The sequence below is a fragment of the Avrilella dinanensis genome (genome assembly GCF_002807015.1).
In the GTDB taxonomy this organism is placed as follows: domain Bacteria; phylum Bacteroidota; class Bacteroidia; order Flavobacteriales; family Flavobacteriaceae; genus Flavobacterium; species Flavobacterium dinanensis.
The window spans coordinates 524,417-537,590 of the sequence record NZ_NIPO01000001.1 but is presented as its reverse complement, the minus strand read 5'-3'; the positions used below and the strand labels follow the sequence as shown (position 1 = coordinate 537,590).

Annotated in this window: 17 protein-coding genes and 1 riboswitch; of the genes, 10 read left to right on the top strand and 7 right to left on the bottom strand. The window is 36.7% G+C overall.

Translation table 11 applies throughout. The annotated features are described in order from the left end of the window. Positions 1-9 precede the first annotated feature (9 nt). Positions 10-147 carry a hypothetical protein gene (locus CDL10_RS11390; protein ID WP_165772970.1) on the top strand — a complete coding sequence of 46 codons (138 nt, stop codon included), beginning with the start codon at positions 10-12 and terminating at the stop codon, positions 145-147. Positions 148-170: 23 nt separating this feature from the next. On the opposite strand, the gene CDL10_RS02605 is transcribed toward CDL10_RS11390, so the two are convergent. Then, positions 171-824, bottom strand: coding sequence for an endonuclease III domain-containing protein (locus CDL10_RS02605; protein ID WP_100677096.1), 654 nt, complete (start codon positions 822-824; stop codon positions 171-173). Between the two features lie 51 nt (positions 825-875). Here CDL10_RS02605 and bcp point away from each other — a divergent pair, with 51 nt between their 5' ends. Next, positions 876-1,325, top strand: a complete 450-nt coding sequence (bcp, locus tag CDL10_RS02600) for a thioredoxin-dependent thiol peroxidase (RefSeq protein ID WP_100677095.1) — start codon at positions 876-878, stop codon at positions 1,323-1,325. A 29-nt stretch (positions 1,326-1,354) separates the two neighbouring features. Here bcp and CDL10_RS02595 read toward each other — a convergent pair whose 3' ends face one another. Then, a complete protein-coding gene (locus CDL10_RS02595) occupies positions 1,355-1,567 on the bottom strand; it encodes a hypothetical protein (protein ID WP_100677094.1) in 213 nt (70 codons plus the stop codon). Positions 1,568-1,745: 178 nt separating this feature from the next. On the opposite strand from CDL10_RS02595, the gene CDL10_RS02590 reads away from it, so the two are divergent. From CDL10_RS02590 to CDL10_RS11580, 4 genes are all read left to right on the top strand, one after another. After that, the gene (locus tag CDL10_RS02590; protein ID WP_100677093.1) at positions 1,746-2,039 is read left to right on the top strand and encodes a type II toxin-antitoxin system HigB family toxin; all 294 of its coding nucleotides are present in this window, start codon (positions 1,746-1,748) and stop codon (positions 2,037-2,039) included. A gap of 11 nt (positions 2,040-2,050) precedes the next feature. Next, complete coding sequence (locus tag CDL10_RS02585) at positions 2,051-2,407, top strand: helix-turn-helix domain-containing protein (protein WP_100677092.1); 357 nt, start codon at positions 2,051-2,053, stop codon at positions 2,405-2,407. A gap of 46 nt (positions 2,408-2,453) precedes the next feature. Continuing rightward, positions 2,454-4,142, top strand: coding sequence for an energy-dependent translational throttle protein EttA (ettA, locus tag CDL10_RS02580; protein ID WP_100677091.1), 1,689 nt, complete (start codon positions 2,454-2,456; stop codon positions 4,140-4,142). Positions 4,143-4,393: 251 nt separating this feature from the next. Next, positions 4,394-4,519: a DUF2695 domain-containing protein gene (locus tag CDL10_RS11580; RefSeq protein WP_207760133.1), complete on the top strand. Its 126-nt coding sequence runs from the start codon at positions 4,394-4,396 to the stop codon at positions 4,517-4,519. A gap of 101 nt (positions 4,520-4,620) precedes the next feature. Here CDL10_RS11580 and CDL10_RS02570 read toward each other — a convergent pair whose 3' ends face one another. After that, a complete protein-coding gene (locus tag CDL10_RS02570) occupies positions 4,621-5,883 on the bottom strand; it encodes a DEAD/DEAH box helicase (RefSeq protein ID WP_100677090.1) in 1,263 nt (420 codons plus the stop codon). A gap of 72 nt (positions 5,884-5,955) precedes the next feature. Continuing rightward, positions 5,956-6,131, top strand: a riboswitch (cobalamin riboswitch). Positions 6,132-6,268: 137 nt separating this feature from the next. Between CDL10_RS02570 and CDL10_RS02565 the strand changes: the two genes are divergently transcribed. From CDL10_RS02565 to CDL10_RS02555, 3 genes are all read left to right on the top strand, one after another. Then, positions 6,269-7,546: a T9SS type A sorting domain-containing protein gene (locus tag CDL10_RS02565; RefSeq protein WP_100677089.1), complete on the top strand. Its 1,278-nt coding sequence runs from the start codon at positions 6,269-6,271 to the stop codon at positions 7,544-7,546. Then, positions 7,546-8,502 (top strand): T9SS type A sorting domain-containing protein, encoded by a 957-nt coding sequence (locus CDL10_RS02560; protein ID WP_100677088.1) that lies wholly within the window; start codon positions 7,546-7,548, stop codon positions 8,500-8,502. Before CDL10_RS02565 ends, CDL10_RS02560 begins: the two co-directional genes overlap by 1 nt. Before the next feature lie 62 nt (positions 8,503-8,564). Then, complete coding sequence (locus CDL10_RS02555) at positions 8,565-8,972, top strand: heavy-metal-associated domain-containing protein (RefSeq protein WP_100677087.1); 408 nt, start codon at positions 8,565-8,567, stop codon at positions 8,970-8,972. A 263-nt stretch (positions 8,973-9,235) separates the two neighbouring features. On the opposite strand, the gene frr is transcribed toward CDL10_RS02555, so the two are convergent. Further along, positions 9,236-9,799 carry a ribosome recycling factor gene (gene frr, locus CDL10_RS02550; RefSeq protein WP_100677086.1) on the bottom strand — a complete coding sequence of 188 codons (564 nt, stop codon included), beginning with the start codon at positions 9,797-9,799 and terminating at the stop codon, positions 9,236-9,238. Positions 9,800-9,811: 12 nt separating this feature from the next. Then, positions 9,812-10,516 (bottom strand): UMP kinase, encoded by a 705-nt coding sequence (gene pyrH / locus CDL10_RS02545; RefSeq protein ID WP_100677085.1) that lies wholly within the window; start codon positions 10,514-10,516, stop codon positions 9,812-9,814. A 181-nt stretch (positions 10,517-10,697) separates the two neighbouring features. On the opposite strand from pyrH, the gene CDL10_RS02540 reads away from it, so the two are divergent. Then, positions 10,698-11,387 carry a porin family protein gene (locus CDL10_RS02540; protein ID WP_133119441.1) on the top strand — a complete coding sequence of 230 codons (690 nt, stop codon included), beginning with the start codon at positions 10,698-10,700 and terminating at the stop codon, positions 11,385-11,387. Between the two features lie 10 nt (positions 11,388-11,397). On the opposite strand, the gene CDL10_RS02535 is transcribed toward CDL10_RS02540, so the two are convergent. Next, positions 11,398-12,006 carry an IMPACT family protein gene (locus tag CDL10_RS02535; RefSeq protein WP_100677083.1) on the bottom strand — a complete coding sequence of 203 codons (609 nt, stop codon included), beginning with the start codon at positions 12,004-12,006 and terminating at the stop codon, positions 11,398-11,400. Positions 12,007-12,135: 129 nt separating this feature from the next. Continuing rightward, positions 12,136-13,161 (bottom strand): bifunctional diaminohydroxyphosphoribosylaminopyrimidine deaminase/5-amino-6-(5-phosphoribosylamino)uracil reductase RibD, encoded by a 1,026-nt coding sequence (gene ribD, locus CDL10_RS02530; RefSeq protein ID WP_100677082.1) that lies wholly within the window; start codon positions 13,159-13,161, stop codon positions 12,136-12,138. Positions 13,162-13,174: the final 13 nt, after the last annotated feature.

The following is a 13,174-nucleotide window of genomic DNA, read 5'->3' as shown; positions in this document are numbered from 1 at the left end:
TAAAATAATATGACAGAAAATTACACATTAAGAAAAGAGAAAGAATTAAAACCCAAAAAAGCGACCATTCAGATGATTCTCAATTATTCAAAATCATATAAAGTGGTCAAAAATAAAGGTTTTTGTTTCGGAATGAATGTAAACTGAAGAACGTCTTTGACGTTCTTTTTTTATTTACGAGCGTACCAAGCATCAATAACCGATTTTCTACCGACAGTTTTGGTAATGACATCATTGTCGAGATTCCAGCCGCGAGCAGGCGAAAACTCCCTGGCGTAATAGATAATTTGCAGATGCAGCTTGTTCCATAATTCTTTCGGAAACAGTCTTTTTGCATCTTTTTCGGTTTGTACAACGCTTTTTCCGTTGCTCAGATTCCAACGATACATCAGTCGATGAATATGTGTATCAACAGGAAATGCAGGAATGTCAAAAGCCTGTGACATCACTACGCTGGCGGTTTTATGCCCGACTGCAGGCAGTTCTTCCAATGCAGGAAAACTGTTCGGAACCTGTCCGTTGTATTTCTCAATCAGGATTTTACTCAACCCGTAAATTCCTTTGGATTTCATCGGCGAAAGTCCGCACGGGCGAATAATATCCGCAATTTCCTCCACAGACAATTTAACCATATCATAAGGGTTATCAGCAACAGAAAAAAGAGCTGGTGTGATTTTATTGACCCGTTCGTCGGTGCATTGGGCAGAAAGCAAAACTGCAATCAGCAGGGTGTAAGCATCTTTGTGATTAAGCGGAATAGGCGGATTCGGATATAATTCTTCCAGGGTGTCAATAATAAAATTGATGCGTTCAGATTTTTTCATGCCGATAATTAATAATAACTTTGATTGAGAATTCAAAAGTAGTAAATATTTATGACGACATTAAAAACAGGCGACAAAGCACCAGATTTTTCAGGAATAGACCAAAATGGAAAAGAAATTGCGTTGAAAGATTTCAAAGGCAAAAAAATAGTGTTATTCTTTTATCCGAAAGCCTCCACGCCGGGGTGTACGGCAGAAGCCTGTAATTTGCAGGACAATATACAACGATTTGAAAAACAAGGTTATCAGTTAATCGGTGTGAGTGCCGATTCACAAAAACGTCAGGCGAATTTTGCCGAAAAAAATAAACTCAGCTATCCGTTAATTGCCGATGAAGACAAGACGATTATTGAGGCATACGGTGTTTGGGGACCAAAGAAATTTATGGGCAGAGAATATGATGGTATCCACAGAACGACTTTTATTATTGACGAAAAAGGAATAATTGAGAACATCATAACCAAAGTCAAAACCAAAGATCATACGAATCAGATTTTGTAATGAAAAATCCGCTTTTTAAGCGGATTTTTTTAGATTTTAATGTAGTTCACTTCGTCTTCATACGAGCGAACTGCACCGTTTTCTAAAGTAACCAACAAACGACCTTCGTCGGTCCAACGGGCATTTCGTACTTCTTCACCGATGAAAATTTCTAATTCTCTGCCGTTCTCATCAATGATGTACAGCATTTGACCATCAATTCTGAAGTTATCCGATTTTCTAAAGTTTTCTGTAAATTCCATAATCTAATGTTTACGTAAAAATAGTAAACTTCGTTTAATAATTCATCAAGATGTAAATATTTTATTTGTGATGAATATAGTTTTTTTATGATATAATTTTCGATATAAATTAAAACTAATAAAAAGTTCCCTATTTGGGAATTATTATTTATCTTTGTATTCATAAATCAGAAAAGCATTGAGAGTAATTTCAAAAAAGATATTACGAGAATTTTGGGAAAAGCACAACGATTGCGAACAGCAGTTAAAATCCTGGTATCGAGAAGCAGAAAATGCAACTTGGCAAAATATAAATGAACTAAAATCAGATTATCCGAGTGCAAGTGTTCTGAAAAACAACAGAATATGTTTTGATATAAAAGGAAACAAATACAGGTTGATAGTCAGAATAAATTATGACTATCAAATGGTTTGGGTACGATTTGTAGGAACACACGGAGATTATGACAAAATTGATGCAAACACAATTTAAATCAGACAACAATGAAACTAAAACCTATAAAAACAGAAAACGATTATATTCAGGCTTTGGAAAGACTTGAACAAATTTTTGAAGCCAAAAAAGGAACAAAAGAGGGAGATGAATTGGAAATCTTGGGAATATTAATTGAAAAATACGAAAACGAAAATTTTCCTATTGAAATGCCCGACCCTATTGAGGCAATCAAATTCAGAATGGAACAATTAAATTATACCCAAAATGATTTGGCAGATTTAATCGGACTAAAAAGCAGAGCAAGTGAAATTCTGAACAGAAAAAGAAAATTATCTCTCGAAATGATTAGAAAATTGAGCTCAAAACTCGGAATTCCATCAGAAATATTGATACAATCGTATTAGTACTAAACTAATTCCTAAATCCTAATTCACTTAATCCTAAATAAAAATGTCAGACGATAAGAAAGTAATTTTTTCGATGTCGAAAGTAAGCAAGACTTATTCTTCGACCAATAAGCAGGTATTAAAAGATATTTATTTGAGCTTTTTTTACGGAGCTAAAATTGGAATTCTCGGGTTGAATGGCTCGGGAAAATCTTCCCTTTTGAAAATCATCGCAGGAGTTGATAAGAACTATCAGGGAGATGTGGTTTTTGCACCAAATTATACGGTTGGTTACTTGGAACAAGAGCCTCAACTGGACGAAAACAAAACCGTTATCGAAATCGTTCGTGAGGGAGTAGCTGAAACAATGGTTGTTCTGGACGAGTTCAACAAAATCAACGATATGTTCGGACTTCCGGAAGTCTATGAAGATGCAGACAAAATGCAAAAACTGATGGACAGACAAGCTGAACTTCAGGACAAAATCGATGCTTTGGGAGCTTGGGAAATTGACAATAAATTGGAAGTTGCGATGGACGCACTCCGTACTCCCGACCCTGACACGCCAATTAAGGTGCTTTCGGGAGGGGAAAGACGTAGGGTTGCTCTTTGTCGATTACTTTTGCAACAGCCTGATGTCTTGTTACTTGATGAGCCAACCAACCACCTTGATGCAGAAAGTGTACATTGGTTAGAGCAACATTTGAAAGAATATAAAGGAACTATCATTGCGGTAACTCACGATAGATATTTCCTGGATAACGTAGCAGGTTGGATTTTGGAATTAGACCGAGGAGAGGGAATTCCTTGGAAAGGGAACTATTCTTCATGGTTGGACCAAAAGTCAAAACGCTTGGAAATGGAAGAAAAAACGGCTTCTAAACGTAGAAAAACCTTAGAACGAGAGCTGGATTGGGTACGACAAGGGGCAAAAGGACGACAAACCAAACAAAAAGCTCGTTTACAAAACTATGACCGATTATTAAACGAAGACCAAAAACAATTAGAAGAAAAATTAGAGCTGTATATTCCGAATGGACCACGTTTGGGGACGAACGTAATCGAGGCAGTTGGAGTATCAAAAGGATATGGAGATAAATTGCTTTATGAAAATCTGAATTTCAAACTGCCACAGGCAGGAATTGTCGGAATTATCGGACCAAACGGAGCAGGAAAAACCACCATTTTCCGAATGATTATGGGAGAGGAAACTCCCGATAAAGGAGAGTTCCAAGTTGGAGATACTGTAAAAATCGCTTATGTTGACCAAACTCACAAAAACATTGACCCTGAAAAATCCATTTGGGAAAACTTCTCTGACGGACAGGAACTAATTATGATGGGAGGAAGACAAGTGAATTCGAGAGCTTATTTGAGTCGTTTTAACTTTGGAGGAAGCGACCAAAACAAAAAAGTTTCCACACTTTCGGGAGGAGAGCGAAACAGATTACATTTGGCAATGACTCTCAAAGAAGAAGGAAATGTGCTTTTACTCGATGAGCCTACCAACGATTTGGATATCAATACACTACGTGCATTAGAGGAAGGTTTGGAAAACTTTGCAGGTTGTGCTGTGGTAATTTCCCACGATAGATGGTTTTTGGACAGAATTTGTACGCATATTTTAGCTTTTGAGGGAAATTCTGAAGTGTATTTCTTTGAAGGAGGATTCTCTGATTATGAAGAAAACCGCAAAAAACGCTTGGGAGATTTGATACCAACAAGAATCAAATACAAAAAACTGATTCGATAATTCAGTAATCAGTGACCAGTTTACAGTTAGCAGTTTGACTCTTTAACCAATCTAATGGTAAAATTATGCCTGATAAGAACGAAATCGAAAGATGAAAACAAATCAAAAAAGAATTAAGAGAGAAAGCAAGACTTGAATTTGAGAAAAGCCTTCCTATTTCTCGTGAAATTTTTCAAGAATTATTTGATTTTATTGATGAAAGACTTTCAGAAAATGGTTGTGATGACACATTAAAAATCACTAAATAATTTTTGGAAGAACACAATATTCAAAATATTGAAGACATAGAAAAATGGCTTCAAAAAAATGGTAGCTATTGTGATTGCGAAGTCATCTATAATGTAGAAGAAATGTTTAAGGACGATTCAATCCTTTAAGTTTACACAAAACTTTAATTACAAAATAGGAAACCTGTCAAATTTATATTTTGACAGGTTTTTACTTTTAACTAATCACTTTTTCCTAATCAACCAAACTTCTAATACCACCTCTTTTTATTCTTTTTGGAATTATTTGATTTTCTTGAATTGTTGTTTTTGTTTTTATTCCGGAAATCTTTTTTCGGAGGATTTTGGTTTGGACGTTCCTCTTTTTGAACAGCATTATCCCAAGGAAACGGATTATCCTCAACCACCTTAATCTTTTTACGGATTAATTTTTCAATATCCTGTAAATAGATTTTTTCGTCTCTTCCACAAAACGAAATGGCTATTCCTTCGTTTCCTGCCCGCCCTGTTCTTCCAATTCTGTGAACGTAAGTTTCGGAAACATTCGGTAATTCATAATTGATGACATAAGGCAACAAATCAATATCAATACCTCGTGAAGCAACATCTGTTGCTACCAAAATGTCAACTTCCTTGTTTTTAAAATTATTTAATGCTCTTTGTCTTGCATTTTGCGATTTATCCCCGTGAATTGCCTCTGCCGAAATGTTATTTTTTTGGAGGAATTTCGCAACATTATTTGCACCTCCTTTGGTTCGGGTAAAAATCAGCACATTTTTCAGATTTTCGGTCTGAATAATATGAAGTAATAATTTGCGTTTGTTTTCTTTTTCGACCAAATATACTTTTTGCTTAACGATATCCGAAGCACTCGAAACGGGTGCGACCGAAACATATTTCGGGTTTTTCAGAAAAGTATCTGCCAACTCACGAATTGCCATGGGCATAGTAGCCGAAAATAAAAGTGTCTGTCTGTTTTCGGGAGTGAGTTTGATGACTTTTTTGACGTCATTGATGAATCCCATATCCAACATTTGGTCTGCTTCGTCCAAAACTAAATGGTGCAAATGGTTTAAATCAATAAATCCTTGTTTGTGTAAATCCAGCAATCGTCCGGGAGTAGCGACAAGCACGTCCATTCCTTGCTTTAATTTCTCTACTTGAGGAACTTGTGAAACCCCGCCGAAAATCACTAAAGTCTTGATTTTGGTATATTTTGCATAATTGTCAAAATTTTCGGCTATTTGAATAGCCAATTCGCGGGTAGGTGTCAAAACTAATGTCCGAATCCGTTTTGTCCGTTTGGAATTACTGACTAATCTATGCAGATAATTGATAATCGGAATGGCAAAAGCCGCCGTTTTCCCTGTTCCCGTTTGTGCTGTTCCTACTAAATCTTTTTCGTCTAAAATTATCGGAATAGCCTGTTGCTGAATGGGAGTTGGGTTTTTGTAACCAATATCGTTAATAGCTTCCTGTAAATTTCGTATTAGGTTGAAGTCTTTGAATTCCATATATCTTTTGTAAGGTGCAAAGATACGGATTTTATGTGTTTGCTATGGATTAAAAAAATAATTGTACATTTGCTGATACATACCTCTATAGGGTTTTAGCAAAAATTAATAGGGAATCAAGTTAAATTCTTGAGCTGTACCCGCAACTGTAAGCTATAAAACTCATTTATAATATAACCACTGGAGTAAAACCGGGAAGGGATAAATGAGATGCAAGCCAGGAGACCTGCCCATAGAGACAAGAATTAATCTTCGGGAATAAAGATTATGCGATAATTGGAAAAGACTATTTTGTTAGAAATAGTGTGTTTATATTATACGTAATCGCCACAGGAAGATTGTTCTTTTTGTGGTTTTTTTATGTAAAATTTTAAACACTATAATTATGAGAAAAAATTATTTTTTGGCTTTAGGCTTATTGTTTTCTGCGTTTACGATGCAGGCTCAAACCGAATATGTGGACGGCATATTGGTATTGAATGAAGGAGGTATGGGAACATCACAAGGTTCTGTATCATATATTAATGCAGGCGGACAAGTAACCAACAATATTTTTCAAGTTGCCAACGAAGTAAATGAGTTGGGCGATGTCGCTCAGGGAATGGTTTCTGACGGAGAGGTAACTTTGATTATGTTAAACGGTTCTAGTAAAGTAGAAGTTGTTGATGCAAAAACATTTGTTTCACTTGTTACGATAGATGAAGGCGTTATTTTACCTCGATATGCAGTCATTCACGAAGGAAAGGCTTATGTTACTTGCTGGGGAAATGATGATACAGGGGCTTATCTGGCAGTAATTGATATGGAAAGTTATGAGGTTGAAAACACAATTTCTCTGTCTTCGGGAGTAGAACAAATCTATGAAAAAGACAACAAATTGTATGTGCTTCACATGGGAGGTTTTAATACCAACAATATTATGTCTGTATATGATATAGCAACCGAAACCATTGAGGAAGTAGAAGTCGGGAACTCGCCCTCTGAATTGGTTTTTCATGGTAATTATGCATATATAATCAGTATGGGACAATCATGGGCAGAGCCGCCGTTGCTACCAGGATTTAACCGTGTCGATTTATCTACTTTGGTAGTAGAAAATGTTGAGGAACTAGATGGTAATGATTCCTATAAATTTATTGCTAAATACGAAGATACTTTCTACATCAAAGTATCAGCAGATGTTTACACATTTGATGCGACTATGCTCACATTAAGTGATGAACCGGTTATCGAAACAGATATTACGACCTGGGGTGGAGCTTACGGTATGTCGATAGTTGACGATAAACTCTATTTGGCAGATGCTAAAAATTATGTGTCAGACGGCGATGTATTGGTATATTCATTAGATGGTGTTCTGGAAAATACATTTACGGTAGGAAACCTTCCTAACAACATTTATGCTTCAGCATCATCTGCCACAAATAGCGAAAAATACGGCAAAGAATCGATTAAACTATATCCGAATCCGGCGACTAACCGGGTTTTTCTGACTACCGAAAACAATGCACACATTCAAATATTTGATTTGTTAGGCAAAGAATTAATCAATACGACTTATCAATCACACGGAATAGACATCAGCGGGTTGTCGGCTGGAACATATTTAATGAATATACAAAACGATAATCAATCCCAGACTATCAGATTCGTGAAGAAATAATGAAAAAAATTCTTTCGTTAATATTATTCGGAGGTTGTGTATGTTCCTATGCACAACCTTTTCCGCCTCAGGCAGGTGAGGAGGGAAGCACCGCCATTCATAAGGATAGTAGTTTGTTTGTAGCTTGGGCAACCGAAATTGAGTTACAGAGAGGTTACCAAAATATTAGCAATCCGGGCTTGGGCTATGCTTCTGCAGGCGAACCGGAATATGCTTTGGGCTATCCAGACGGAAAAGTAGTAAGTTTGGGCGACGGCGGCGAGGCTATCCTGATGTTTAATCCTCCGATAGCAGACAAGACTGGTTTTGACTTTGCAGTTTTTGAAAATAGCCCGGCAGGTTATTTGGAATTAGCTGTGGTAGAAATCAGTTCAGATGGAGTGAATTATTTCAGATTTCCAGCAATAAGCATGACACAAACCGATGTACAATTAGGGACATTTGAAACGCCTATAGCTACCGATTTACATAATCTTGCAGGAAAATACATCGGCGATTACGGCACACCGTTTGATATCAGTGATATAAACAATTCGTCTTTGCTGGACAAATCACAGATTCGTTACGTAAAGATTACAGATGTGGTCGGAAGTATAGATGAAAATTACGGCACGCCCGACTCTAATGGGAATATGATTAACGATTCTTATCCGACACCATTTATTTCCGGAGGTTTTGATTTACAGGGTGTTGGTGTCATCAGCCAAGGTGTGCCAAGCGGTTTGGAAAGTGATGTTTTAAACCATCTGAATATTTATCCGAATCCGTTTGATAATCAGATTTTTGTAGAAGGAACAGACAAAACAGATTTGCAGATTACGATTTATAATATGAGGGGAAAAATTTGTCTGCAAACTTCAAATAATAAGATAGATACCTCAGGATTACCGGCAGGGGTGTATATGTTACGATTAGAAGCAGAAGGAAAACAGTTGTTCCAAAAAATGATAAAGTAGAATATAGCTTTTTCCATTTTATATTTGCTAAATTTGTAGTAAGAATTTAAAAAGATATTACAATGAAATGGTTACAGAATTTTGCTATACTTTCCTTTTTGTCAGTAGGATTGATAGCTTGTGGGGAAAAAACAAATCAAGAAACGGACGCTGTTGCTGAAAACGATGCACCGAAAACTGAGCAAACAGAAGAAAAAAATGATGCTTTGCAAGGCGAGTTAGCCAAAGCCGATTTTGAAATCGAAGGAATGTCTTGTGCAATGGGTTGTGCGGCAACTATCGAGAAAAAATTAGCCGCATTGGACGGTGTGAAAGAAGCCAAAGTTGATTTTGAAACCAAAAAAGCTGAGGTTATTTACGACGATGCCAAGCAAAACGAAGAAACACTTCAGGCAACGGTAGAAAAAGTTGCCGGCGGAGAAACTTACAAAGTAAAAAATATCCATACTGAAAAAGCAGCGGAAGTTTAATAATTTGTTTAAAGTTTAAGGCTGAAAGTTTTAAGGTTAACTACCTGAATAAAAATATTTAAACGCAATATTTGTCATTGACTTCGATGAATCTTAAGATATTATTTTAATGTGTTAAGATTCTTTCAGAGTGAACAGCAAGCCATTAAAACTAATTGTGGATATTCTACAAATGAAAAAAAATATTCAGTCAAACAAAAACCTCGAAAGGATCAATCTTTCGAGGTTTTTTTATGATGAGTTTTTTTTTAATCTGAAAAAAATTAAACTTTCATAATTTCTTCTTCTTTACTGCTCAGAACTTCATCTACTTTTTGCACGTAAGAATCCGTTAATTTCTGAATATCATCTTCGGCAGCTTTGCAAATGTCTTCCGCAAGTCCGTTTTTTTCTTCTTTTTTGATGTCATTATTTGCATCTTTACGGGCATTCCGGATACTGATTTTAGCATCTTCAGCTTCAGATTTAGCCTGTTTTACCAGGTCTTTACGTCTTTCTTCAGTCAAAACAGGAATATTAATAATAACAGCCTCGCCGTTATTCATCGGGTTCAAACCTAAATTTGCCAACATAATTGCTTTTTCGATAGGTTGTAACATGTTTTTTTCCCAAGGTGTTACAGTTAATGTTCTAGCATCAGGTGCACTCACGTTTGCCACCTGCGAAAGCGGTGTAGCCGAACCGTAATAATCCACAAAAACACTGCCGAGCATTTGTGGCGATGCTTTTCCGGCTCTGATGTTCAACAATGATTTTTGCAAATGGTCAATAGCTCCCAGCATCGACTCTTTTGCTTGTTCTTTTATTAAATTAATTTCTTCTGTCATGATTTTATTTATTTAGTAAACTGTTGTACCAATTGTTTCTCCTTTACATACTTTGAGCAGATTTCCTTGTTTGTTCATGTCAAAAACAACAATAGGTAATTTGTTTTCCTGACTGAGCGTGAAAGCAGTAGTATCCATCACATTAAGTCCTTTTTTCAGCACTTCACTGAAGGTAATCAAATCAAATTTGGTTGCTGAACTGTCTTTTTCCGGGTCGGCGGTATAAACGCCATCAACTCTTGTTCCTTTCAGGATAACATCGGCATTCACTTCGATTCCTCTGAGCACGGCCGCCGTATCTGTAGTAAAATAAGGATTTCCTGTTCCTGCTCCGAATATGACGATACGACCTTTTTCCAGATGTCTTACTGCTCTTCTTTTGATATAAGGTTCGGCAACGGCTTCAATTTTCAAGGCAGTTTGCAAACGGGTAAGCAAACCGATGCTCTCTAATGCACCTTGCAAAGCCATACCGTTAATTACTGTTGCCAGCATACCCATATAATCGCCTTGTACGCGGTCCATGCCCTCACTGGCTCCGGCAACACCCCTGAAAATATTTCCTCCTCCGATAACAATAGCGATTTCTATGCCTTGTTCGTGTATTTTTCTAATTTCTTCGGCATATTCTGCCAAACGTTTCGGGTCGATACCATATTGATTTTCACCCATCAGGGCTTCGCCGCTTAATTTCAGAAGTATTCGTTTGTATTTCATCTTGAGGAAAAATTTATTTGCAAATATACCATTTTTGCGATTGTTTGAAAATAAATTAACCCCAAGCACAGCAATATTTTTCCTGATTTGCTCAAATGAGGAAAAAACTGTATTTTTGAGCAAGGATAACAGCGGTTTTGAGTGTTATCTCTGTTATTGCCTAAAACGAAAAAACAGACAGATGAAAAAAATAGGATTTATCCTGTTCATATTGCTTACAGTCAATATTGGTTTTGCCCAGTCAGATGAAGACGAGAATAAAGAAGAAAGAACCGTTTTGGTTGATGACCCTTTTTACCGGGAAGACCATTTTTATGTAGGCGTTTCACACAGTATTTTGCAGGATAAGCCCAAAGGGTTTGTCCAAAGGTCGTTTTCGCCCAATATCGTTTTTGGTTTTCTGAGAGATATTCCGGTTAATGAGCAACGCAATTGGGCAATCGCTCCGGGAGTAGGTCTTTCCTATCAGTCTATCCGGTCTAATTTTGCCACTCTTTCGCATGAAAACAATGACTATGAAATCGTGGAAGATTATGACAAAAACCGACTTAGTGCTTGGTATATCGATATTCCTTTAGAATTCAGGTGGCGGACTTCAACTATGTATTCACATAAATTCTGGCGGATATATCTCGGGGTAAAATATAGTTATTTGGTTTACAACCAGTCAAATTACAAAGGATATTACGGAAATATTGAAATTAAAAATAACCCTGATTTGAATAAATCTCTTTTCGGTGTGTATATTTCCGGCGGATTTAATACGTGGAATGCTTATGTTTATTACGGATTTTCGCCTGTTTATAAAGAAAATAACCATGCACAGCGATTGCGATATCTGAATGTGGGGCTGATGTTTTATATTTTGTAAACTACATCAGTTATTCTTTTTCTTTAATATCCACACCATAAATCTGAGCAAAAGCCTGAAAAACATCTTCCGCTTCTTGTAGCCTCACTGCAATGTGGAAAATGCAATTGAGTTCCATTTGCTGTTGAATAACATTGACATTTTTTTCTTTGATGACACGCATTACTTTGTTCAAATCTTTGTATTCACATTGAACGATATACTCGGCATCAATCGTTTTTTCTATGATTTCAGATGCTTCGAGAGCTAGTTGTGCTGAGGTTTTATATGATTGAATTAATCCGCCTACGCCTAATTTCACTCCGCCAAAATAACGAACTACAACTACTAAAATATCAGTTACGTCAAACGATTGAATTTGTCCGTAAATAGGCATTCCTGCACTGTTACTCGGTTCGCCGTCGTCGTTAGCTCTGAAATAAATGTTTTTTCCGGTTCCGGTCTGGAAGGCATAGCACCAATGGCGGGCAGAATAATGTTGTTTTTTGACTTGCTCCAAAATTGTTTTTACTTCATCTTCATTTTTGACTGGAAAAGCGTAGCCGAAAAACTTACTGTTTTTTTCTTTGAAAAGTGTTTCTTCGCCCGGATTATCTATAGTTTTGTAGGTATCTTTCATTTAACTTTTAAAGTTTTTTTGTTTAAGGTTGGGATTTTACGTCCAAAATTTCAAACTTCAAATAAAAAATTTCAAATTAGTCAATGTTTTCTGTTTTTCAAAGATTATGATATAAATTTAAACAGGCTCTTAATGATGTTCGTAAAAATGTAAACAATCTTTTTCAATTAAAACTGATTTTGTCTTTTGAAAATTGGTTAATACCGGGGCTAAAATTCCCTGTTCTACAATTACAGATGTTTCAAAAACTCGTGCCTCGTCCCAAATTCCGGCATCAATGAATGATTGTAAAGTCTGCCTGCCACCTTCAACAATAACCGATTGAATGTTGTTTTGATAGCAAAAATCACAGATTTCCTGAACGGTATTTTCAAACGGAATGAACTGGTCTTTTACCGTTTTCTTGATTTTCGTAAACCGATACGTTGGAGCTTCCTGATTTAAAATCTGATACGAATCGTCGATTTCATTTTGTGTATCGATAAACAATCGAATAGGTTTTTTTCCTTGCCAATCACGAGTTGTCAAACTTGGATTATCGTCTAAAACTGTTTGTTTTCCTACCAGAATTGTCATTTCTTCGCTACGCCATTTGTGCGTTAATTGGCGGGAATAAGCATTGGAAAGCCAAACCGGTTTGTTCTCATCTTTAGTGAGCGGAGCAATAAAACCGTCGGCAGATTGTGCCCATTTAAGCACAATATACGGACGTTTTTTCAGATGAAATGTAAAAAAACGTTGGTGCGATTGCTGACATTCTTTTTCCAAAACACCGGTAATGACTTCAATTCCGTTTTCTTTGAGCAACTGAATGCCTTTCCCGGAAACTTCCACAAAAGGGTCGATGCACCCGATAACCACTTTTGCTATTTTTTTCTCGATGATAAGATGGGCACACGGCGGTGTTTTTCCGAAATGACTGCAAGGTTCCAGCGTGACATACAGCGTACTTTCTTTTAGCAATTCTTGATTTTTTACAGAATTTATCGCATTTACCTCAGCATGCGAGCCACCATAAGGCGAAGTATATCCCTCACCGATTATTACATCATTGCAGACAATGACCGCACCCACCGACGGATTGGGCATAGCATTTACCCGACCGATTTTTGCCAGTTGAAGTGCCCGATACATATATAATTGATCAGATGACATATTCGTTTTTTAC